At 71.9% G+C, this 21,348-nt stretch carries 21 protein-coding genes; 5 read left to right on the forward strand and 16 right to left on the reverse strand.

Annotated features, from left to right (window positions below; genetic code table 11):
- Positions 1-196 precede the first annotated feature (196 nt).
- A complete protein-coding gene (locus QUG98_RS13465) occupies positions 197-1,015 on the reverse strand; it encodes an SDR family oxidoreductase (protein ID WP_289471068.1) in 819 nt (272 codons plus the stop codon).
- Positions 1,016-1,275: 260 nt separating this feature from the next.
- On the opposite strand from QUG98_RS13465, the gene QUG98_RS13470 reads away from it, so the two are divergent.
- A complete protein-coding gene (locus QUG98_RS13470; RefSeq protein WP_289471069.1) occupies positions 1,276-2,610 on the forward strand; it encodes an ABC transporter substrate-binding protein in 1,335 nt (444 codons plus the stop codon).
- 165 nt (positions 2,611-2,775) lie between these two features.
- On the opposite strand, the gene rarD is transcribed toward QUG98_RS13470, so the two are convergent.
- Together rarD and groES are read right to left on the reverse strand one after the other, a co-directional pair.
- Positions 2,776-3,738 carry an EamA family transporter RarD gene (rarD, locus tag QUG98_RS13475; RefSeq protein WP_289471070.1) on the reverse strand — a complete coding sequence of 321 codons (963 nt, stop codon included), beginning with the start codon at positions 3,736-3,738 and terminating at the stop codon, positions 2,776-2,778.
- A gap of 142 nt (positions 3,739-3,880) precedes the next feature.
- Positions 3,881-4,177: a co-chaperone GroES gene (gene groES / locus QUG98_RS13480; protein WP_056121496.1), complete on the reverse strand. Its 297-nt coding sequence runs from the start codon at positions 4,175-4,177 to the stop codon at positions 3,881-3,883.
- Between the two features lie 159 nt (positions 4,178-4,336).
- Between groES and QUG98_RS13485 the strand changes: the two genes are divergently transcribed.
- Complete coding sequence (locus tag QUG98_RS13485; protein WP_289471072.1) at positions 4,337-5,539, forward strand: class I SAM-dependent methyltransferase; 1,203 nt, start codon at positions 4,337-4,339, stop codon at positions 5,537-5,539.
- A 187-nt stretch (positions 5,540-5,726) separates the two neighbouring features.
- Here QUG98_RS13485 and QUG98_RS13490 read toward each other — a convergent pair whose 3' ends face one another.
- The 4 genes from QUG98_RS13490 to tsaB all read right to left on the reverse strand — a co-directional run bounded on the left by QUG98_RS13490 (position 5,727) and on the right by tsaB (position 8,915).
- A complete protein-coding gene (locus QUG98_RS13490) occupies positions 5,727-6,566 on the reverse strand; it encodes a DUF4190 domain-containing protein (protein WP_289471073.1) in 840 nt (279 codons plus the stop codon).
- Between the two features lie 141 nt (positions 6,567-6,707).
- Entirely contained in the window at positions 6,708-7,763 is a 1,056-nt protein-coding gene (gene tsaD / locus QUG98_RS13495) for a tRNA (adenosine(37)-N6)-threonylcarbamoyltransferase complex transferase subunit TsaD (RefSeq protein ID WP_289471074.1), read from the reverse strand.
- Positions 7,750-8,292 carry a ribosomal protein S18-alanine N-acetyltransferase gene (gene rimI / locus QUG98_RS13500; protein WP_289471076.1) on the reverse strand — a complete coding sequence of 181 codons (543 nt, stop codon included), beginning with the start codon at positions 8,290-8,292 and terminating at the stop codon, positions 7,750-7,752. The genes tsaD and rimI overlap by 14 nt, the downstream gene beginning before the upstream one ends.
- The gene (tsaB, locus tag QUG98_RS13505) at positions 8,289-8,915 is read right to left on the reverse strand and encodes a tRNA (adenosine(37)-N6)-threonylcarbamoyltransferase complex dimerization subunit type 1 TsaB (RefSeq protein ID WP_289471078.1); all 627 of its coding nucleotides are present in this window, start codon (positions 8,913-8,915) and stop codon (positions 8,289-8,291) included. Before tsaB ends, rimI begins: the two co-directional genes overlap by 4 nt.
- Before the next feature lie 80 nt (positions 8,916-8,995).
- Here tsaB and QUG98_RS13510 point away from each other — a divergent pair, with 80 nt between their 5' ends.
- Positions 8,996-9,175: a hypothetical protein gene (locus QUG98_RS13510; protein WP_289471080.1), complete on the forward strand. Its 180-nt coding sequence runs from the start codon at positions 8,996-8,998 to the stop codon at positions 9,173-9,175.
- 10 nt (positions 9,176-9,185) lie between these two features.
- On the opposite strand, the gene tsaE is transcribed toward QUG98_RS13510, so the two are convergent.
- Genes tsaE through glmS form a run of 5 tightly spaced genes read right to left on the reverse strand, consistent with a single transcriptional unit; the run spans position 9,186 to position 14,174 of the window.
- Positions 9,186-9,689, reverse strand: coding sequence for a tRNA (adenosine(37)-N6)-threonylcarbamoyltransferase complex ATPase subunit type 1 TsaE (gene tsaE, locus QUG98_RS13515; protein WP_289471082.1), 504 nt, complete (start codon positions 9,687-9,689; stop codon positions 9,186-9,188).
- Positions 9,686-10,846: an alanine racemase gene (gene alr, locus QUG98_RS13520; protein ID WP_289471084.1), complete on the reverse strand. Its 1,161-nt coding sequence runs from the start codon at positions 10,844-10,846 to the stop codon at positions 9,686-9,688. The genes tsaE and alr (QUG98_RS13520) overlap by 4 nt, the downstream gene beginning before the upstream one ends.
- The gene (alr, locus tag QUG98_RS13525) at positions 10,843-11,946 is read right to left on the reverse strand and encodes an alanine racemase (protein ID WP_289471086.1); all 1,104 of its coding nucleotides are present in this window, start codon (positions 11,944-11,946) and stop codon (positions 10,843-10,845) included. The genes alr (QUG98_RS13520) and alr (QUG98_RS13525) overlap by 4 nt, the downstream gene beginning before the upstream one ends.
- Positions 11,943-12,317 carry a holo-ACP synthase gene (locus QUG98_RS13530; protein WP_058749468.1) on the reverse strand — a complete coding sequence of 125 codons (375 nt, stop codon included), beginning with the start codon at positions 12,315-12,317 and terminating at the stop codon, positions 11,943-11,945. Before QUG98_RS13530 ends, alr (QUG98_RS13525) begins: the two co-directional genes overlap by 4 nt.
- A 9-nt stretch (positions 12,318-12,326) precedes the next feature.
- Entirely contained in the window at positions 12,327-14,174 is a 1,848-nt protein-coding gene (gene glmS, locus QUG98_RS13535; protein WP_289471088.1) for a glutamine--fructose-6-phosphate transaminase (isomerizing), read from the reverse strand.
- Positions 14,175-14,244: 70 nt separating this feature from the next.
- Between glmS and QUG98_RS13540 the strand changes: the two genes are divergently transcribed.
- Together QUG98_RS13540 and coaA are read left to right on the forward strand one after the other, a co-directional pair.
- On the forward strand, positions 14,245-14,730 hold the full coding sequence (locus QUG98_RS13540; protein ID WP_289471090.1) for a glutathione peroxidase: 486 nt from the start codon (positions 14,245-14,247) through the stop codon (positions 14,728-14,730).
- 139 nt (positions 14,731-14,869) lie between these two features.
- Positions 14,870-15,814, forward strand: a complete 945-nt coding sequence (coaA, locus tag QUG98_RS13545) for a type I pantothenate kinase (RefSeq protein ID WP_289471092.1) — start codon at positions 14,870-14,872, stop codon at positions 15,812-15,814.
- A 106-nt stretch (positions 15,815-15,920) separates the two neighbouring features.
- Here the strand turns inward: coaA and glmM are convergent, their stop codons facing one another.
- The 4 genes from glmM to QUG98_RS13565 all read right to left on the reverse strand — a co-directional run bounded on the left by glmM (position 15,921) and on the right by QUG98_RS13565 (position 21,323).
- Positions 15,921-17,297 carry a phosphoglucosamine mutase gene (gene glmM / locus QUG98_RS13550; protein ID WP_289471093.1) on the reverse strand — a complete coding sequence of 459 codons (1,377 nt, stop codon included), beginning with the start codon at positions 17,295-17,297 and terminating at the stop codon, positions 15,921-15,923.
- 22 nt (positions 17,298-17,319) lie between these two features.
- Positions 17,320-17,805 carry a 30S ribosomal protein S9 gene (gene rpsI / locus QUG98_RS13555; RefSeq protein WP_289471094.1) on the reverse strand — a complete coding sequence of 162 codons (486 nt, stop codon included), beginning with the start codon at positions 17,803-17,805 and terminating at the stop codon, positions 17,320-17,322.
- 36 nt (positions 17,806-17,841) lie between these two features.
- Complete coding sequence (gene rplM, locus QUG98_RS13560; RefSeq protein WP_289471095.1) at positions 17,842-18,288, reverse strand: 50S ribosomal protein L13; 447 nt, start codon at positions 18,286-18,288, stop codon at positions 17,842-17,844.
- 257 nt (positions 18,289-18,545) lie between these two features.
- Positions 18,546-21,323 carry an ExeM/NucH family extracellular endonuclease gene (locus tag QUG98_RS13565; RefSeq protein WP_289471096.1) on the reverse strand — a complete coding sequence of 926 codons (2,778 nt, stop codon included), beginning with the start codon at positions 21,321-21,323 and terminating at the stop codon, positions 18,546-18,548.
- Between the last annotated feature and the right edge of the window lie 25 nt (positions 21,324-21,348).

Here is a 21,348-nt window from a genome sequence, read left to right on the forward strand (position 1 = left end):
ACGCCGGTGTCTCGAGGGGAGCGCTCATCGAGGCGCCGGCGTCTGGGGCAAGCGCTGCTCATCGAGGCGCCGGCGTCTGCCCGATGCACCGCCGAACCGCCGAGACGCCGCTGGATCCGCGGGCGTCTCGACACAGTGCGAGCGTCTCGACCCGACGCCGGCGTTCTGCTGGACGGACGGGGGCGCCCGCCGCGGATTACGCGCTGCGCCAGTCGTCGGACGTGATGTGGCTGCCGCCGTGCGGGCCCATCTGCAGCATGCCGCCGTCGACGGGCAGGGACGCCCCGGTGATGTACGACGATGCCGGCGACGCCAGGAAGGCCACCGCAGCGGCGATCTCCCACGCGTTGCCCGGCCGTCCGAGCGGGACCCCGGGTCGGGAGATCGAGTGCGGGTCCTCGTCCTCGGCGCCCGTCATCCGGGTCGCGATCTCACCCGGCGCGACCGCGTTCGCGGTGATGCCGTGCTCTGCGAGCTCGATCGCGATGGTCTTGAGGAGCCCGCCGAGCCCGTGCTTCGCAGCGTCGTACGCGCTCGACCCGTACCGGGGCTGGTGCTCGTGCACGCTCGTGATGCCGATGATCCGCCCACCGGTTCCCTGGCGCACCATGTGTCGGGCAGCTGCCTGCAGGGTGACGAACGCCCCGTCGAGGTCCGTCGCCACCGTGTGCCGCCACTGCTCGAGCGTGATCTCGAGGAACGGGGCGCTGTCGCCCGTCCCGGCATCGGCCACGATGACGTCGACGCCGCCGAGCTGTGCCACGAGCCGGTCGATCACGGCGCCCGCCCGGTCGAGCTGCGTCACGTCGATCTGCTCGACGAAGGCCTGCCGACCGGCCTGCCGGACCTCGGCGGCCGTCTCCTCGGCGCGCTCCGGCTCGGACAGGTACGTGATCCCGACGTCCATGCCGGCGGCGGCGAGCGCCACCGCGGTGGCCTTCCCGATGCCGGACTCGGCGCCGGTGACGATCGCGCGGGTGGGACGGAAGGTGGTCGTGGAAGCAGCGTCGCTCATGGGCCGGACCGTACGCGCGAGTGCCGCAGCGGCTGCCCGGAACCGCGCCTCTTGTACAGCGCACCGTCCGGACGGACTCCTCATCAGGGGTTCCGGTGCGCCTCCTCAGTTTCGTCACGGGTGTGTAACGAAACGTCCAGGTGTCGATCTCGGACACACACGCGAAACACTTCGGCCCTAGTTTTCTCGGCAACCCACGCGGAGGAGACCGCGCTCGACCCGATGCGGTTGGGCCTCCGCGCAGAGAAAGGGCTCCACGGATGACCAGAACCACCCGTGCCACGACGGCACTGGCAGTGGCGGGAGCGGCAGCGCTCCTCCTCGCCGCGTGTTCCACCAGCGGTAGCGCCGAATCCACCTCGTCCGCCTCCGCCGGCGGTGCGAAGAAGGACCCGGCGGCGAGCTGCAAGGCCCCCGACACCCCGGGTACCGACGCGCTGAAGATCGGCACGATCCTCCCGCTGACGGGCACTCTGTCGTACCTCAACCCGCCCGCCGAGGCCGGCGTCGGCCTCGCGGTCGAGGACATCAACTCGGCCGGTGGCGTGCTCGACAAGGACGTCAGCATCGACCCCGCGACCGACTCGGGTGACAGCAACGACATGACCGTGTCGAGCTCGGCCGCGACGAAGCTCGTCAACGCCAAGGTGCCGGTCGTGATCGGTGCGGAGTCGTCCAGCGTCACGCTGAACGTCATCGACCAGCTGACGAGCAACTGCATCGTGCAGATCTCGCCGGCGAACACCGCGACCGACCTGTCCGGGTACTCGTCGCACTACTTCCGGACCGCGCCGCCGGACTCGGTGCAGGGTTCGGCGCTCGGCCAGCTCATCACCGGTGACGGCAACGCCAAGGTCGCGTTCCTGGTCTTCAACGACACCTACGGCACGGGTCTCCGCGACACCGTGCAGAAGGCGGTCGAGGACTCGGGGGGACAGGTCGTCTACGGCGGCAAGGGCAAGGGTCAGGAGTTCCCGCCCGGCCAGACGACGTTCTCGTCCGAGGTCACCGCTGCGCTCGCCGCGAAGCCGGACGCCATCGTGGTGCTCGCCTTCGACGAGACGAAGTCGATCATCCCGGAGCTCAAGTCGCAGAACGCCGACATGTCGAAGATCTACATGTCCGACGGCAACACGGCGGACTACTCGAAGGACTTCGACCCGGGCACCCTCGAGGGCGCGCAGGGCACGATCCCGGGCGCCAGCCCGAAGGACGAGCTGAAGCAGCGGCTGTCGGACTTCTACCAGAAGACCGCGGGCAAGGGGCTCACCGACTACTCGTACGCCGCTGAGTCGTACGACGCCACCACCCTGGCCGCACTGGCCGCGGTGAAGGGCAAGGGCACCGACTCGGGCACCATCCAGGCCAACATGGCTGCGGTGTCCGGCGCCGACGGCGGCACCAAGTGCGAGACGTTCGCGGCGTGCAAGGACCTGCTCGACAAGGGTGAGTCCATCCAGTACACCGGCCCGTCCGGCATCGGTCCGTTCGACAGCAAGAACGACCCGTCGAGCGCCTACATCGGCATCTACAAGTTCGACGGCGACAACAAGCCCGTGTACCAGAGCGCCATCCAGGGCTCGGTCTCGAAGTAACACCACACGGCCGTCTGGGCCCGAGTCTCGTCTCCACGGAGGCACGACTCGGGCCCAGCGTCATGTCTCGGGGCCGAGAGCGCGAGGAGTGTCGCCTCGCGCGAGACTCGGGGCGCGCGAGCCCGGCACGAGCGGCGGCCGGACGGGAGGCCCGGCTCCCCTCCCTCAGGCCGGCTCGGCCGCCGCGGGTGCGAGCGTCCGCCGCCGCGCGGCTCGGGCCGCGACGAAACTGTCGACCGTCAGGACCACGAGCGCTGCCCAGACGATCCCGAAGCCGATCCACCGCGCGGGCGGCATCGCCTCGTGCTGCACGACCACCCCGACCAGCAGCTGCATCACCGGCGCCAGGTACTGCGTGAGTCCGAGCGTCGACAGCGACACCCGCCGTGCCGACGACGCGAAGAGCAGCAGCGGCACCGCGGTCGCCGGCCCGGTGAGCACGGTGACGAGGGCGTGCGGCCACCCCTCGCTCGTGAACGTGACCCCGCCACCGAGACCCGTGACCCCGAGCACGACGAGCGCCCCGACCGCGATCGGCAGCAGCCACACGGTCTCGATCGTCAGCCCGCTGAGCGCGTCGACGGTGCCGCCGACCCGCTTCTTCACCAGGCCGTAGAGGCCGAACGAGAACGCCAGTGCGAGCGAGATCCACGGCACCTGTCCGTAGCCGACCGCGATGACGACGACGGCGACGACGCTGATGCCGACGGCGACCCACTGCGCTGCACGGAGGCGCTCGCGGAGCACGACGACGCCGAGTGCGATCGTCACGAGCGGGTTGATGAAGTAGCCGAGCGCGGCCTCGACGGTGTGGCCCGTCGTCGTCGCGGCGACGTACACGGTCCAGTTCACCAGGATGAGGACGGCCGCGAGCCCCATCACGAGCATCACCCGACGCTGGGCGAGCAGGGAGCGGGTACGGAGCCACGACCGGGTGACGGTGATCGCCACGGCGCAGAAGACCAGGCCGAAGACGATCCGCCAGGCGACGATCTCGAACGCGCCGGCGGGGGCCATCGCGGCGAAGAGCAGGGGCATGAGCCCCCACAGGCCGTACGCGACGATCGCCTGCACGACACCGACGGAGGCCTCGCTGCGTGCCGGACGGGCCGCTGTCGGTTCACTCACGGAACCATCCTAGGAAGGGGCGCAGACGCTGCGGGCGAGCGGTGCGCCTCCAGGCCGACCGACCGGCCGACCGACCCACCGACGCACGAACGCCCCGCCGGCTGCGAGCCGGACGGGGCGTTCGTGACGAGAGCTGCTGGTCTCAGTGCTCGATGACCGCGAGGACGTCGCGCGCCGAGAGGACGAGCAGGTCCTCACCGGAGTACTTGACCTCGGTGCCGCCGTACTTCGAGTAGATGACCTTGTCGCCGACGGCGACGTCGAGCGGCACGCGGTTGCCGTTGTCGTCGATGCGACCCGGGCCCACGGCGACGACCTCGCCCTCCTGGGGCTTCTCCTTCGCGGTGTCCGGGATGACGAGACCGGAAGCGGTGGTCTGCTCCGCCTCGACCTGGCGGATGACGATGCGATCCTCGAGCGGCTTGATGGTGACGGCCACGGTGACCTCTTCTTTCTCGGTACTGACTCGGTACAGATGGGAACCGGTTGGCACTACGCACAGGAGAGTGCCAACCACAACTCTAGGGACAGTCTGGCACTCGGTCAATCCGAGTGCCAGCACGTGTCGGGCTCCCCGGCGACCTGGGAGGATCGTCGGGTGGAAACCGCCGACCTCGCCCAGCTGTTGACCCCCGAGGGGATGGCCCTGCTCGACCGTACCCCCGGCGTCTCGGACGGCGGCGAGATCGTCCGGGTGGTCTCCCGGCTGCGGGGCGAGGGGCACGATCCGGGCCTCGTCGCCGCGGTGCTCACCCAGGCGAAGCTGCGGCAGAAGGCCCGTGCGAAGTTCGGGGACTTCGCCGCGCGGATGCTCTTCACCGGAGCCGGTCTCGAGCAGGCCACCCGGCTGCAGGTGGCCGCGCAGCACGCCGGTCGGTTCGCCGCGGCGGGCCTCGCCCGGGTCGCCGACCTCGGCTGCGGCATCGGCGGCGACGCGATGGCGATGGCGGCGCTCGACCTCGACGTCACCGCGGTCGACCGGGACGAGGTGACGGCTGCGGTCGCGACGCACAACCTCGCGCTGTGGCCGAACGCGCGGGTCGAGCTCGGCGACGCGACCGCGTTCGACCTGTCGCGCGTCGACGGTGTGTGGATGGACCCCGCGCGACGGACCGCCGGGCACGCGAACACGACGCGTCTGGCCGACCCCGACGACTGGTCGCCGTCGCTCGACACCGTGTTCGCTGCGGCGACGACGACCCCGACGGGTGTCAAGCTCGGGCCCGGGATCGACCGCGACCTGATCCCGGACACCCTCGAGGCGCAGTGGGTCTCCGTCGACCGCGAGGTCGTCGAGCTCGTCCTCTGGTCCGGGCCGCTCGCGCGCGCGGGTGTCCGGCGGGCGGCGACGGTCATCGGTGCGCACGGCATCGCCGAGCTCACCGGAGCGGCCGACGCCGAGGACGTCGAGGTCGGCCCCGTCGGCGCCTACCTGTACGAGCCCGACGGCGCGGTCATCCGCGCCCGGCTCATCGGGGACCTGGCCCGCTCGGTCGACGGACGCATGCTGTCCGAGGGCATCGCGTACGTCACCTCGGACCGCGCCGTCTCGACGCCGTTCGCGCAGGGGTTCCGCGTGCTCGACACGATGCCGCTCGACGTGAAGCAGCTCGCCGCGCGTCTGGCGGCGGAGGACGTCGGCACGGTCGAGATCAAGAAGCGCGGCGTCGACGTGGACCCGGCGCAGTTCCGGAAGCGGTTGCGACTGCGGGGGCGGCGCTCGGTGACACTCGTGCTCACCCGCCTGGAGGGACGACACACCGCGCTCCTGTGCGAGCGGCTCACCGACGCGGTCGGCTAGGCCGCGGGGCGGCGCGCGCGGCGGGTTCCGAGCGGGCGTTCCGCGGGCGCTCCGTGCGGTCGTTCCGCGGGCGTCATCCCGGTCCCTTCCGCCGAAGCGACAGGGCCCCGCCGAACGCCGGCGGGGCCCTGTCGCTCTCGTGGAGCTGTCGGCCGCAGTGGGCCGGTCGCGATCGGCGCGGTCCGGGTCAGCGGATGAAGGCGCCCGAGTCGTAGTCGTACGGGTCGGAGTACCCGCCACCGGAGTTGGCGATCAGCGCGATGAACAGGATCGCGAACAGGACGTAGAGCCCGGTGAGCACCCAGCCGCCGATGATGCCGGCGAGGGCGAGGCCCCGACCGCCCTCTCCGGTCTGCTTGATCTTGCCGAGGGCGATGTGGCCCATGATCGCGCCGGCCGGGCTCGTCAGGATGACGACGGGCCAGATGATGATGCCGGCGAACGCGAACACGATCGACAGGATCGCCAGGGTGTTCGTCTTCGGGCGCTGGGCGTACGGCTGGTACCCGGCGGTGGCGTACGGCGACGCGTACGGGTTGTTCCCCTGCTGCGGCGCGTACGGGTTGTGCTGGGGACCCGAGGCGGCGTACGGGTTCGCCGGCTGCGACTGCTGCTGTGCGTACGGGTTGCCCGGCTGCTGCTGCGCGTACGGGTTGCCCGGCTGCGACTGCTGCTGTGCGTACGGGTTGCCCGGCTGCTGCTGCGCGTACGGGTTGCCCGGCTGCGGCTGCTGCGCGGAGGGGTTGTGCTGCTGCGGCTGCTGGCCGTACGGGTTGCCCGGCTGCTGCTGCGCGTACGGGTTCGCGGACTGCTGTCCCTGGCCGTACGGGGCGTCCTGCGACGGCTGCGCGTACGGGTTCCCGTTCGTCGACTGCGCGGACGGCGAGCCCTGCTGGCCGTCCGGCTGCGACGTGCCCGGCTGCTGCGTGCCCGACTGCTGGCCGTCCGGCTGCCCGTCGTGCTGGGGCCGACCGTCGTCGCCCCCGCTCGACTCGCCCGGCTTCGGCCACTGGTTCTGATCGGACACCGTCCACCCCTCCCGGCACCCGGTCGGTCGGTGCCTGCTGAGCATCCTCCCACACGGGCCGCGAGGGGGTTCAGGCACCGAGTGCGCCGTCCCGCTGCACACCTCGCGCCGGGCCGCACGCCCGAGACCGGGACGCCTCGGTCAGACCTGGACGGTCGTCACCGGCAGCGTGGAGTCCGCCGCGATGCCGAGGTCGCTCGGCGCGTGCCCCTCGGCCACCAGGCGCGCCCCGACCGCCGCGATCATGGCGCCGTTGTCGGTGCACAGGTCGAACGGCGGGATCCGCAGCGCCACCCCGGCTCCGGCGCAGCGTTCCTCGGCGACGGCACGCAGCCGGGCGTTCGCCACGACCCCGCCCCCGAGCAGCAGCCGGTCGACACCGGTGTCCCGGCACGCGGCGAGCGCCTTCGTGAGGAGCACGTCGACGACGGCCTCGCGGAACGAGGCCGCGACGTCGGCGACCGGGACCTCCCGACCCTCGTCGCGGCACTTCTCGACCCACCGTGCAACCGCGGTCTTCAGCCCGGAGAACGAGAAGTCGTACCGGTGCTGCGCCATGTCCTTCGGCAGCGTCAGGCCCCGCGGGAACCGGATCGCCGTGGGGTCGCCCTCGGCCGCCGCCCGGTCGATCTGCGGACCGCCCGGGTACGGCAGGCCGAGCAGCCGTGCGACCTTGTCGAAGGCCTCGCCCGCGGCGTCGTCGATCGTCTCGCCGAGCAGTTCGACATCGCCGACCAGGTCCCGCACGAGCAGCAGCGACGTGTGCCCACCGGAGACGAGCAGCGCCACGGTCGGCAGCTCGATCGCGCTGCCGTCGGCGCGCAGGACGTCGGCACCGACGTGCCCGACCAGGTGGTTCACGCCGTACAGGGGCTTGCCGGTGGCGACGGCGAGTGCCTTGGCTGCGCCGACGCCGACCATCAGGGCGCCCGCGAGACCGGGGCCCGCGGTGACCGCGACGGCGTCGAGCTCGTCGAGGGTGACGCCGGCACGGTCGAGCGCCTCGTGCAGGGTCGGGGTCATCGCCTCGAGGTGTGCGCGTGCGGCGACCTCGGGCACGACCCCGCCGTAGCGGGCGTGCTCGTCCATGCTCGACGCGATGACGTTCGCCAGCAGCGTGGTGCCGCGGACGATGCCCACTCCGGTCTCGTCGCAGCTCGTCTCGATGCCGAGCACCAGGGGTTCAGTCACGCTCACCGAGGGTCTCCTGTCCGATCGGCCCGATGCCGGAGGACGCACCGGGCGCGACCGGGAGCTCCGCCCGCATCACCCACGCGTCGACACCGTCGGGCTGGTAGTAGCGGGGGCGGACGGCGATCCGCTCGAACCCGGCCGACGTGTACATCGCCTGCGCCACGGGGTTGTCCGCACGCACCTCGAGGAACACCTCGTGCACGCCGCGCCGTCCGGCCTCGTCGAGGAGCTCGGTGAAGAGCACCTTCCCGACACCCCTGCCCCGCTGCTCCGCTGCCACCGCGATCGTCTGCACGTCGGCGACGGGGTTGCCCGCGAGCGACGAGAGCCCGGCGTACCCGACGACCGTCGGCGCACCGCCCTCCGTCGTCTCCACGACGACGTAGTACCCGTGCGGCGACCACAGCTCCCCCGCCATCTGCGACGAGGACCACGCGTCGGTCGGGAAGGACGCGTGCTCGAGGAACATGACGTCGTCGAGGTCCTGCGGCACCGCGCGGCGCAGCCGCAGCCCAGCGGGCAGTCCGCTCACCGGACGACCCGCTTCGGGGCGCCCGGCACGGTGACGTCGGGATCGCGCAGGTAGAGGGGGGTGTCGTCGGCGAAGGGTGCACCGGAGGCGAGCCGGTCCGCGGCGAGTGCCCCGAGCCTCCCGGCCGGGACGGTCGCGACGGTCGCGCGGGTCCAGTCGACGGCGTCCGGCCGGGAGGCACGGATCGCCTCGTCCAGGTCGGCCGGCCTCGCGAGTCCCGGACCCGCGACGCGGGTGCCGGTCTCGTCGTACGCGCTCCAGTAGACCTCACGGCGGCGCGCGTCCGTCAGGACGACGAACGGTCCGTCCTGCGCCTGGTCGGCCGCGATCGCGTCGTGGCTGACGAGCGGCAGGAACGGGACGTCGCGAGCGGCCGCGAAGGTGCGGGCGGCGGCGATGCCGACGCGCAGACCGGTGAACGGACCGGGCCCCATGCCGGCCACGACACCGGTGACGGCGGCGCCGGTGGTGCCGGCCTCGGCGAGGACGTCGGCCATGAACGGCCCGATCACCTCGGCGTGGCGGCGGGAGTCGTCGGTGCTGCGCTCGGCGACGGCTCGACCGGTGACCGGGTCGACGACGGCGACGGAGGTACCGGCGGACGTGTCGATGGCGAGGAGCACCCGTCCATCGTAGGCGCGAACAGCCCGACGGACGACGGCGTAGTGTCCGGTGATGTTCCACGGCACGAAGGAGGTCACGCTTGCCCTGGACACCCCGGACACCGGCGCACCGCGACCCCGAGCAGTGGCGTCGCCGCGGACCGCTGCCGCCTACGGAACTCGACGCGCTCGTGCACGCTCGGCTCGGCTGGCTGGCCGTCGAGGACCCGGCCTACGCCGACTTCTTCATCGACCCGACGGCGGCGCTGCCGGGCGAGTGACCGGACCCGGTCAGAGGGAGACGTCTGCCCAGCGGTCGCCGGTGGCCGTCACGACGACCCGTCGGGGCTCGTCCGGCACGTCGTCCGGGTCGAGGCCATCAGTCGACGCGTCCGCCCCGGTCGCACGGACGATCTCGACGTCGAGCACGGCGTCCGAGATGCCGTCGACGAACCCACGGCCCCACTCGACGACCACGATCGCGGCGTCCCAGTCGAGGTCGAGGTCGTCGAGCTCGACCGGGTCGCTCAGGCGGTAGGCGTCGACGTGCACCAGGTCCGGCCCCACCGAGGTGGGGTGGGTCCGGGCGAGCACGAAGGTCGGGCTCGAGACCTGTCCGCGTGCGCCGAGCGCCGCGCCGAGGCCGCGGGTGAGCGTCGTCTTGCCGGCACCGAGCGGGCCGGTCAGCACGACGAGATCCCCCGCGCGCAGGACCGCGGCCAGCCGAGCGCCGAGCGCACCCATCTCCTCGGTCGTCGACACCGTGGTGTCGAGCAGCACCCGGGCATCGGTCACGGCTGCTCCCGCAGGTAGTCGCCGACGCGGCCCTCGACCTGGTGCCCGACGACCTCGCGCGGGACACGGGCACCGATGCGGCACGTCACCTCTTCGCCGATCGTGCCGAGCGCCTCGCCCCACTCGAGCACGGTCATCTCGCCGTGCTCCCCCGTACCGAACAGCACGACCTGGTCGCCGACCCGCACCTCGTCGTCGCCGACGTCGACCAGGAACTGGTCCATCGCGACACGTCCGGCGATCGGGTACCGCTTGCCGCCGATGGTGACCTCGACGCGCCCCTGCGCGCGTCGCGGGACCCCGTCCGCGTAGCCGACGGGCACGAGGGCGAGGGTGGTCTCCGACGCGGTGCGGTACGTGTAGTCGTAGGAGACGCCCGTGCCGACCGGTACCCGCTTCGTCTTCGCGACCGAGGCGGTGAGCGTCATCACCGGCTCGAGGCCGAGGTCGGCGGCGGAGACCCCCTCGGCTCCGGGGATGCCGAGCAGGTTCGCCCCCATCCGCACCATGTCCTTGCGGAACTCCTTGCGCTCCAGGCCCGCGAGCGACGCTGCGACGTGCTCCATCGGCAGGTCGAGCCCGAGGTCCTCCGCGGTCTCCACGGCACGGTCGAACGCCGCGACCGCGGCGCTGTCGTCCTCGTCCGACGACTCCGCCAGGTGTGTGTACGCGGCGACGACCTCGATCCGGCCGGCCCGTTGGGCGTCGGCGGCGAGCGACACCAGCTCGGGCCAGGCGTCCGGCGTCGCGCCGTCGCGGTGCAGACCCGAGTCCACACCGAGGTGCACGCGTGCCGGACGTTGGTCGACGGCGTCGACGACCCGCTGCAGCTCGGCGGCGTTCGAGACACCGAGGTCGATCGCGGAGTCGATCGCGTCGCGGAAGTCGAGCGCGGGGTCGTGCTGCCAGGTGAACAGGTGGACGTCCTCGCCGACGCCGATCGCGCGGAGCCGCAGCGCCGCGGGGACGGTCAGGACGCCGATCCAGCGCACCCCGGCGTCGACGGCGGCGAGCGCGATCGGCTCGAGGCCGTGCCCGTAGGCGTCGGCCTTCATGATCGCCATGACCTCGACGGGCTGCATCCACCCGCGGACGAGGTCGAGGTTCGACCGGTAGGCGTCGAGGTCGATCCGGGCCCGGCGCAGCGGCGCGTTCACGTCGTCCTCCGTTCCACGCTGCGGCCGACCCTGGCGACCACCTCGTAGTTGATGGTGTCGACGGCTGCCGCCCAGTCCTCGACCGCGGGGTCGCCGTCCGCCGGGTCGCCCCAGAGCACGACCTCGTCACCGACCCGGACGTCGGCGTCACCGATGTCGATGTGCATGGCGTTCATGGCGACGCGGCCGACCACGGGGAACGTCCGGTCGCCGATCCGCACCGACACCCGGTTGCCCAGGTCGCGGTCGAAGCCGTCGGCGTACCCGAGCCCGATCACCGCGAGCCGGGTGTCGGTCGCGGCACGCCAGGTGTAGCCGTAGCTGACGCCCTCGCCCGCGGCCACCGGGACGGTCCGGAGCACCGCGGCGGTCACGCGCATCGCCGGGCGGAGTCCGAGATCGGCCGAGGTGCGGTCCGCGAACGGGCTGAGGCCGTAGAGCGCGAGTCCGACCCGCGCGGCGTCGTGCCGGGTCTCCGGGACGGCGATGCTGCCGGCGCTGGCGGCGAGGTGCACCACGTCGGGCACGATCCCGTTCGCGGCGAGCCCGTCGAGTGCTCGCTGGAGGGCGGCGTCCTGGTCGAGGTCGTCGGCGAGGGATGCGTTCGACAGGTGCGACATCAGCCCCTCGACCCGGGTGCGACCACCGGAGCGCGCGATCCGTCCGGCGGTGGCGAAGAGCTCGGCCCACTCGGACTCGACGGCACCGTTCCGGCTCAGCCCGGTGTCGACGCAGACGTGCACGGCGGGGACCTCGGAGTCGGCAGCGGCGGCGAGCTGCGAGACGCTCGACACCGCCGGTGTCACGTCGTACTGCGCGGCCCGGCGGAAGTCCTCGTCCGGGGCGTGCAGCCACGCCAGGATCCGGACGCCCTCGTCGATGCCGGCACGGCGGAGGGCGATGCCCTCGTCGACGTCGGCGACCCCGAGCCACTCGGCACCGGCGTCCACGAACGCCCGGGCGGCGTCGACGGCCCCGTGGCCGTACGCGTTCGCCTTCACGACCGCGATCACGCCGGCCGGCGCCACCCGCTCGGACACCGTGGCGTAGTTCGCGATGAGGGCCTCGCGGTCGACCGTGATCCCCGTGAACGCGCTCATGCGTCCCCTCCTTCGATGACGACGAACGCCGTCGCGATCCCGCCGTCGTGCGACAACGACAGGTGGACGTTCGTCACACCACGGTCGGACGCCACACGACGGGCTCCCTCGTGCAGGGTGAGCGACGGGTTCCGCTGGTCGTCCGCGACGACCTCGAGCTCCTGCCAGCTCAGCCCGGCACTCGAGCCGAACGCCTTGATGAGTGCTTCCTTCGCCGCGAAGCGGGCCGCGAGCGACGACACCGGTCGGGGCTCACCGTCGCGCAGCTGCTCGGCCGGGGTGAAGAGTCGCGTCCGGAGCGCCGGGGTGCGCTCGAGCACACCCCGGAACCGCTCCGTGTCGACGACGTCGACCCCGATGCCGATGATCACGACGCTGGTCTACTCGACGGTGACCGACTTCGCCAGGTTGCGCGGCTGGTCGACGTCGAGGCCCTTGGCCGCGGCGAGCTCCATGCCGAACATGTGCAGCGGCGCGACGGCCAGCAGCGGCTCGAACAGCGGCGTCGCGAGCGGGATGCGCAGGACCTCGTCCGCGAAGGGCAGCACCGCGGCGTCGCCCTCCTCCGCGATGGCGATCACCCGGGCACCGCGGGCGCGGATCTCCTGGATGTTCGAGACGACCTTCGGGTGCAGCGAGCGCGGGTCGCGCGGCGACGGCACGATGACGAACACGATCTGGCCCGGCTCGATCAGGGCGATCGGGCCGTGCTTGAGCTCGCCGGCGGCGAAGCCCTCGGCGTGGATGTAGGCGAGCTCCTTGAGCTTGAGCGCACCCTCGAGCGCGATCGGGTACCCCACGTGGCGGCCGAGGAACAGCACGCTCCGGGTGTCCGCCATCCACTTCGCGAGCTCTGCGACCCCGGAGGCGTCGTCGATCGTCTGCTGCAGCTTCGGGGCCAGGCCCTCGAGCTCGGCGACCTGCTCCGCGATCTGCTCGGCGGTCAGCGAGCCCTTGAGCGTCGCCAGGTGCAGCCCGAGCAGGTACAGCGCGACGCCCTGCGCGATGAACGCCTTGGTCGACGCGACCGCGACCTCGGGCCCGGCGTGCGTGTAGATCACCGCGTCGGACTCGCGCGGGATCGTGGCGCCCTGGGTGTTGCAGATGGAGAGCACCTGGGCGCCCTGCTCGCGGGCGTACTTGACCGCCATCAGCGTGTCCATGGTCTCGCCGGACTGGCTGATCGACACCACGAGCGTGCGGCTGTCGAGCACCGGGTCCCGGTAGCGGAACTCGTGCGCGAGCTCGACCTCGACGGGGACGCGGGCCCACTGCTCGATGGCGTACTTGCCGAGGATCCCGGCGTACGCGGCGGTGCCGCAGGCGATGACGATGACACGGTCGACCTGCTGCAGGCGCTCGGCGATCGGGTCGAGGTCGGTCAGCGTCACGGCGCCGTCGTGCACGCGACCGAGGATCGTCTTCGCGACGGCCTCGGGCTCCTCGCTGATCTCCTTGGCCATGAAGGAGCTCCAGCCGCCCTTGTCCGCGGCCGAGGCGTCCCAGCTGACCTCGAACTCCTCCGGGGACGCCGGGGAGCCGTCGAAGTGCACGACCTCGACGCCGTCGGGACGGATCGTGGCGATCTCGTCCTGGCCGATCGCCAGGGCGCGCTGCGTGTACGCGACGAAGGCCGCGACGTCGGAGCCCATGAAGTTCTCGCCCTCGCCCAGGCCGACGACCAGCGGCGAGTTCCGACGCGCACCGACGACGACGCCGGGCTGGTCGGCGTGCACGACGAGGAGCGTGAACGCGCCCTCGAGCCGCTGCACGACCTGCTGCATCGCGGCGGTCAGGTCGCCGGTCTCACGGAACGCCCGACCGACCAGGTGCGCGGCGACCTCGGAGTCGGTCTCGCTGGCGAACACGACGCCCTCGGCGAGGAGCTCCTGCTTCAGCTCGGAGAAGTTCTCGATGATGCCGTTGTGGATGAGCGCGAGCTTCCCGCCGTCCGCCAGGTGCGGGTGGGCGTTGCCGTCGGTCGGGCCGCCGTGGGTCGCCCAGCGGGTGTGCCCGATACCGGTGGCACCGTCCTCGATCGGGTGCGACTCGAGCTCCTCGACCAGTGCCTGCAGCTTGCCGGCCTTCTTCGCCGAGACGAGGTCACCCGGCCGGTCGACGACCGCGATGCCCGCCGAGTCGTAGCCGCGGTACTCGAGACGACGGAGCCCACCGAGGAGGACCTCCTGGCTGCTCCTGCTGCCGACGTATCCCACGATTCCACACATGGGCTCGATCCTACGGTCTGGCTGACCGCCCACCCTGCGAAGCACCGGCGGCGAGGATAACGTTCTGGTCATGGGACGCTTCGACGACATCGAGATCACCACGTTGCACGGGGAGCACACCACCTTCGGGCAGTTCTCCGACCGGGCCGTCCTCGTCGTGAACGTCGCGTCGCGCTGCGGGCTCGCACCCCAGTACGAGCAGCTCGAGGCCCTGCAGGAGACCTACGCCGAGCGCGGCTTCACGGTCCTCGGCTTCCCGAGCAACCAGTTCCTGCAGGAGCTCGGCTCCTCCGAGGCGATCGAGGAGTACTGCTCCACGACGTGGGGCGTCACGTTCCCGATGTCCGAGAAGGTGAAGGTGAACGGCAAGGGCGCCCACCCGCTGTACCAGGCGCTCAAGGAGACGCCGGACGCGTCCGGCAAGGCCGGCCGGGTCAGCTGGAACTTCGAGAAGTTCCTCGTCGCCCCCGACGGCACCGTCACCCGCTTCCGTCCGACCACGAAGCCGGACGCCCCCGAGGTCGTCGCCGCCATCGAGGCGGCGCTCCCCGCCTGACGGCGGCCCACCCGACCGTCGGTCCACCCGGCCGGCGGCCGCGTCGCGCGGACAGGCACCGGGCCCCGGACGGGAGGCGCGGTGCACGTGCGCCGGTCCGCCCGCGTCCGCCGCGCCTCCCGTCTGTACGCTCGTCCCCATGCCGATCACGGAAGCCACCGTCGCGCACCCGACCCCGTTCGTGGAGATCCCGCGCGCCGAGTGGTCCCAGCTCGCGCCGAAGGAGCACCTGTCGCTGACCGAGACCGAGATCGTGCAGCTGCGCGGGCTGGGCGACCGGCTCGACATGCAGGAGGTGCAGGAGGTCTACCTGCCGCTGTCCCGCCTGCTGACGCTGTACGCGGCCGGCGCCAGGAACCTGCACGCGGAGACGAGTCGGTTCCTCGGCGAGCGGGCCGGACGGACGCCCTTCGTGATCGGCGTCGCCGGGTCGGTGGCGGTCGGCAAGTCGACCGTCGCGCGGCTGCTGCGGGAGCTCACGAAGCGGTGGCCGGACACCCCGCGGGTGGAGCTCGTGACGACCGACGGCTTCCTGTACCCGAACGCCGAGCTGGAGCGCCGCGGGATCATGGACCGCAAGGGCTTCCCGGAGTCGTACGACCGGCGCGCGCTGCTGCGGTTCGTCAGCCAGGTGAAGAGCGGGGCGGCCGAGGTGCGTGCGCCCTTCTACTCGCACCTCGTGTACGACATCGTGCCCGACGCCGAGATCGTCGTGCGGCAGCCGGACGTCCTCATCGTCGAGGGCCTCAACGTGCTCGCGCCGCCGGTGCACGGGCGGCTGGCGCTGTCGGACCTGTTCGACTTCACGATCTACGTCGACGCAAAGACGAAGGACATCGAGTCCTGGTACGTCGACCGCTTCCTGGCGCTCCAGGAGGAGGCGTTCTCGAGCCCGGACTCGTTCTTCCACCGGTTCGCGTCGCTGTCCCGCGAGGACGCGGTGCGGACGGCGACCGACGTCTGGCGCGCGATCAACGAACCGAACCTGCTCGAGAACGTGCTGCCGACACGCTCCCGGGCGACGCTCGTGCTCAAGAAGGGCGCGAACCACAAGGTCAACTCGGTGCTGCTCCGCAAGATCTGACGCGGGGACGGCCGAGCGAGGCCAGCGGAACCAGGTTCCGGACTCAGCACCGCGGAAGAGCACGGTGTCGTGTCCGGAACCAGGTTCCTGATCGGGGTGGGGCGCCCTACGCGGCCTCGTCGATCGCCAGCCGGTCGCGCACGACGTCGGCGAGCTCCTCGGCGACGCGCTGGGCGTCCTCCTGCGAGGCCGCCTCGACCATCACGCGGACGACCGGCTCGGTGCCCGACGGGCGCAGGAGCACGCGGCCGGAGTCGCCGAGGGCCTCGGTGGCCGCGGCGATCGCATCCTGCACACCCTGGTCGTCCAGACCGTGCCGGTCGACACCGCGCACGTTCAGGAGCACCTGCGGGAAGACCGTCATGCACGACGCGAGCTCCTGCAGGCTCTTGCCGGTGCGTGCCATCTCGGCGACCAGGTGCAGCCCGGTCAGGACACCGTCACCCGTCGTCGCGAACTCGTTGAAGATGACGTGGCCGGACTGCTCACCGCCGAGGGAGAAGCCTCCCTCGACCATCTTCTCGAGCACGTAGCGGTCGCCCACGGCGGTCTGCACGACCTCGATCCCCGCGTCCGCCATCGCGCGCGTGAGCCCGAGGTTCGACATCACGGTGGCGACGAGCGTGTCCGAGGCGAGACGCCCGCGCTCCTTGAGCGACAGCGCGAGGATCGCCATGATCTGGTCGCCGTCGATCGCGTTGCCGGCGGCGTCCACCGCGAGGCACCGGTCGGCGTCACCGTCGTGCGCGATGCCCACGTCGGCGCCGTGCTCGAGGACGGCTCGCGCGAGGTTGTCGATGTGCGTGGACCCGACACCGTCGTTGATGTTCATGCCGTCCGGGTCGGCACCGATCAGCGTGACCCGGGCACCGGCGTTGACGAACACCTCGGGCGAGACGCCCGCGGCGGCACCGTTCGCGCAGTCGAGCACGACGTGGATCCCGTCGAGCCGGTGCGGCAGCGTGCCGAGCAGGTGCACGACGTAGCGGTCCTCGGCGTCGGCGAACCGGGTGATCCGACCGACCTCGGCGCCGGTCGGCGTCGGCGCGGACTGGTCGTGCATGGCCGCTTCGATGCGGTCCTCGACCTCGTCCGGGAGCTTGCGGCCGCCCGTGGCGAAGAACTTGATCCCGTTGTCGGGCGCCGGGTTGTGCGACGCGGAGATCATCACGCCGAAGTCGGCGTCGATGTCCGCGACGAGGAACGCCGCAGCGGGGGTGGGGATGACCCCGGCGTCGAGCACGTCGACGCCGGCGGAGGCGAGACCGGCCGCGACGGCGGCACCCAGGAACTCGCCGGAGACGCGCGGGTCGCGCGCCAGGACCGCGCGGGGGCGCGGTCGACCGGACGCCCGGCGGGCGTCCGCATGGTGTCCGTGCGTGAGCACGGCCGCGCTGGCCTGGGCGAGACCCAGTGCCAGCGCGGCCGTCAGCTCGCCGTTGGCGAGTCCACGAACACCGTCGGTACCGAACAGACGCGGCATGGCGATCGGGTTCGTCGAGCGACTAGCGCTTCGAGAACTGCGACGCCTTGCGGGCCTTCTTGAGACCGGCCTTCTTGCGCTCGATGACGCGGGCGTCACGGGTGAGGAAGCCGGCCTTCTTCAGGGTGGCGCGGTTGTTCTCGCGGTCGATCTCGTTCAGCGCACGCGCGATCGCGAGGCGGAGCGCACCGGCCTGGCCCGAGGGGCCACCACCGGTGATGCGGGCGACGACGTCGTAGGCGCCGAGGAGCTCGAGCACCTTGAACGGGTCGTTGATCAGCTGCTGGTGCAGCTTGTTCGGGAAGTAGTCCTCGAGCGTGCGGCCGTTGACCGTGAACGAGCCGCCACCGGGGACGAGGCGCACGCGGGCGATGGCCTCCTTGCGGCGCCCGACGGCACCGCCCGAGACATTGAGGATCTGGCGGGGAGCGGTCTCCGAGGACGCCGGGGCGCTCTCGGTGGTGAAGCTCTCCGGGGTCTGGTCGAGGGAGTCAGCGATCTGAGCCATGAGTGTTATCAGTCCTTGAAGTCGTCGTGGCCGTCGTTACTGCGCGACCTGGTCGAAGGTGTACGCCTTGGGCTGCTGCGCGGCGTGCGGGTGCTCCGAGCCGGCGTAGACCTTCAGCTTCTTGAGCTGCTCACGGCCGAGGGTGTTCTTCGGCAGCATGCCGCGGATCGCCTTCTCGACGGCGCGGGTCGGGTGCTTCTCGAGCATCTCCGGGTAGGAGGTCGCCGTGAGGCCGCCCGGGTAGCCCGAGTGACGGTAGTAGACCTTCTTGGCGAGCTTGGAGCCGGTGAGGGCGACCTTGTCCGCGTTGATGATGATGACGTGGTCACCCATGTCCATGTGCTGGGCGAAGGTGGCCTTGTGCTTGCCGCGCAGGAGCGCCGCAGCGTGCGTGGCGAGACGGCCGAGGACGACGTCGGTCGCGTCGATGACGATCCAGTCGTGCTGGACGTCTGCCGGCTTCGGGGAGAACGTACGAGTCACAGGTGTGCTGCTTTCGTGTCGAGGTGAGGAGTCCGTGAATCCCGCTCCGGTGGGTGTTCCGCGGGCGATGCTCGTGGAACTGCCCGGTGGAGGGCTCATCTGACTGTCCGGCGCACGGGGCGCGCAGACCAAGGTGAGAGCCTACCCGACGCGGCTCGCGTTGTCGAACGCCCGTCGGGATCGACGACCCGCGGAACGCGACATCGCACCCGTCGATCGACGGGTGCGATGTCGCTGATCCGGTGGCGGCTCGAGGGTCAGTCCGTGCGTGCCGCCCGCCGGCGTCGTGCCACGACCAGGCCGGTACCGGCCGCGAGCAGGAGCAGCGCGGCGACGAGACCGCCGGTCAGCTCGGCGCCCGTGAACGCGAGCCGGCCGTCACGGCCCGGCGCTGCGACCGGCGTGGCGCCCGGTGCGGTCGGGGTCGGATCAGCACCGGCACCGGGCGCGGTGCCGGTGCCGGGCGCCGGGGTCTGACCGTCGCCCGGCGTCGGGGTCTCGGCGGCGGCGGTGGTGTCGAAGCCGACCAGGATCGGGTCGTGGTCGCTGGCGCGGTACACGTCGTCGCGGTACAGGTCCGTGACGTTGTAGTCGTAGCGGCTGTACTCCAGGCCCACCGACTCGGTCGAGTTGATGTTCCAGATGTCCACACCGGTCACCGTCTCCAGGGCGGCCGGGGACGCCAGCACGTGGTCGAGCGAACCGCTCAGGCCGCTGAAGACGTACGAGTACTCGGACGAGTCCTCCGCCGGACCGAGGTCGGTGTAGCCCGCGTCGCGCAGGACGACCATCGGGTCCTCCTCGCTGTACGCGTTGAAGTCGCCGAGCATGAACACCTTGTCCGTGCCGTACTTCTGCTGCGCGGCGGTCGAGAACGTGGCGAGCGCCGTCGCCTGACGCACACGGTCGGCGTTCGAGGCGCCCTGGCCGTCGCCCTGGTCGGCGTTCTCGCCCGAGCCGGAGCCCTTCGACTTGAAGTGGTTCGCGATGACGAGGAAGTCGTCCTCCGCGCTCCCACCGACCGGGCGGAAGGCGTCGGCGACGGGCTGACGGGCGTTCACGAAGGCCGGGTCGTCGAGGATGGTCGACTCGCCGACCGGCGCGACGCGGCCCTTCTTGTAGATGAGCGCGAGGCGGATGACGTCCTCGGTCGCGGGCAGCACCGCCGGGGACGGCACGTAGGCCCAGGTGTCCTGACCGGCAGCGGCGTTCAGCGCGGCGACGAGGGTGCCGACGGCCGCGTCGCGGTCCTTCCCGAAGCGCGCCGAGTTCTCGATCTCCTCGAGCGAGACGACGTCGGCACCGAGGGCGTTGATCGCCTTCACGATCTTCACCTGCTGGCGGGCGAGGTCGTCGGCGTTCGCGGCACCGCGGGCGTCGCAGCCGCCGCGGACGGTCACGGGATCGCCGTCGCGGTCGGTGTAGTACGTGCAGCCGGCGAGCTGGTCGCCCGTGGTCGGGAAGTAGTTGAGCACGTTGAAGCCGGCGAGCTTGAGGTCGCCGCCGACCTCCTCGGGCGCCGCGGTGCGGACGTCCGAGAAGGACGCGGGCAGGTCGGCAGCCGGGGTCGCACCCGTGATCGGCGCGGTCGGCTGGAACTTCCAGGCGGCGTTGCGGTAGTCGAGGACGACCGGCTCCGTGAAGGTCGCGGCGGCGCCGACCGTGACCGGGCCCTGGGTGAGCCAGGACACCGGGATCGACTGGTTCGCGGCGCTGAGGAAGTTCGTGCTGGCGCCGTCGTCGAGCACGACCTTGCGCGCGGCGTTGTCGGCGGCGACCGCGGCGGCCTCGGGGCTGCCCGGGCGGGCGACCTCGGTCGGCTGGATCAGGCGCCCCGACCCGGCGGCCAGGGTGATCTCGCCGTACTGGTTCGTCGTGTAGTTGTCGGCGACCGTGTAGTCGCCCTGCGGTGCGATGAGCATGCTCTCGAGCGACTCGCGCTCGGCGTCGGTGCGCGGCAGGGTCAGCGTGGCGGGGACCGGCTGCACGACGCCCGCTGCAGGGAGCCGCTCGACGTCGGCGGTCGAGGCCACCTCGAGCTCGGTGAGGCCGTTGAACTCGGACACCGTCCCCGTGAGCCGCACGGCATCGCCGATCGCGACGCTGCCCGCGGTCGCGGCGGAGTACACGAACACCGCGTCCGAGGAGGTGTGGGTGGCGAGGTCGACCGCGCCGCCGGTGCCGGCGGTCTGGACCGTGTAGCCGTTCAGGCCGCCGGTGGCGTAGACCGCGGTGACGACACCCTCTGTGACGACGCGCTTCCCGACGTACGGCGACGCCGTGCCGGTGCCCTGCAGCTGCGCGATCGTGACCGTCTCGGCGGGACCCGTCGGCGTGCCCGGGTCGGTCGGCTCGGGGTCGGTCGGGGTGCCGCTCCCGGTGTCGCCCGCGGCGTTCGTCGGCGTCAGGGTCGTGGTCACCGAGAAGTCGGCACCGTTGACGTCGGTGTCCGTCGTCCCGGTCCGGGTCAGGCCGTTCGGCTCGCTGTTCCCGCCGGTCACCGTGCGGACGGCGCCCTCGTACGTGTTCGACCCGCCGTAGCCGAGCAGGTCGACGACGCCGGGCGTCCCGGTCGCGACCGGACCCGCCGGGAGCGCCAGCGGCCCGGTGCCGTCCGAGAGCGCGAGGGTCCCGGTGGTGCCGGACGGGTTGAGGGAGGCGGTGTCGTCGGCGGTCGGCAGGGCGGCGCCGACGGCGTTCGCGCCGCCGTTGCCCGCCATGGACACGAGGAAGGTGCCGTTCGCGGGCACCGTGCCGTCGAGGGCGCTCACCGAGAAGTTCCCGGTGCTGCCGGCGGCGCGGTACTGGAGCGACCAGCCGGTGAGCGACACCGGCGTCGCGGTCGGGTTCGCGATCTCGACGAACTTCTCCTTGTAGAAGGCGTTCGCGCTGCCGCCCTTCAGGTAGGCCTCGGAGATGACGAGGCCGGTACCCGCGGGGTTCGCGACGGCGGTGGTGACGGAGACGAGGGGGGCGGCGACGAGCGTCGCTGCCACCGTGGCGCACAGCACGGTGCGCCGCAGGAGGTTGGGCATGCTGACCTTCGGCAGGAGGAGGGGG

Origin of the sequence: Curtobacterium subtropicum, from assembly GCF_030362975.1 — a bacterium.
Taxonomy (GTDB): Bacteria; Actinomycetota; Actinomycetes; order Actinomycetales; family Microbacteriaceae; genus Curtobacterium; species Curtobacterium subtropicum.

Bases quoted from the DNA above. Each gene is read 5' to 3' on its own strand.
- QUG98_RS13465 (WP_289471068.1), bottom strand. From the start codon at position 1,015: ATGAGCGACGCTGCTTCCACGACCACCTTCCGTCCCACCCGCGCGATC.
- QUG98_RS13470 (WP_289471069.1), top strand. From the start codon at position 1,276: ATGACCAGAACCACCCGTGCCACGACGGCACTGGCAGTGGCGGGAGCG.
- alr (WP_289471086.1), bottom strand. From the start codon at position 11,946: ATGAGCGCGTTCACGGGGATCACGGTCGACCGCGAGGCCCTCATCGCG.
- glmS (WP_289471088.1), bottom strand. From the start codon at position 14,174: ATGTGTGGAATCGTGGGATACGTCGGCAGCAGGAGCAGCCAGGAGGTC.
- QUG98_RS13540 (WP_289471090.1), top strand. From the start codon at position 14,245: ATGGGACGCTTCGACGACATCGAGATCACCACGTTGCACGGGGAGCAC.
- coaA (WP_289471092.1), top strand. From the start codon at position 14,870: ATGCCGATCACGGAAGCCACCGTCGCGCACCCGACCCCGTTCGTGGAG.
- glmM (WP_289471093.1), bottom strand. From the start codon at position 17,297: ATGCCGCGTCTGTTCGGTACCGACGGTGTTCGTGGACTCGCCAACGGC.
- rpsI (WP_289471094.1), bottom strand. From the start codon at position 17,805: ATGGCTCAGATCGCTGACTCCCTCGACCAGACCCCGGAGAGCTTCACC.
- QUG98_RS13565 (WP_289471096.1), bottom strand. From the start codon at position 21,323: ATGCCCAACCTCCTGCGGCGCACCGTGCTGTGCGCCACGGTGGCAGCG.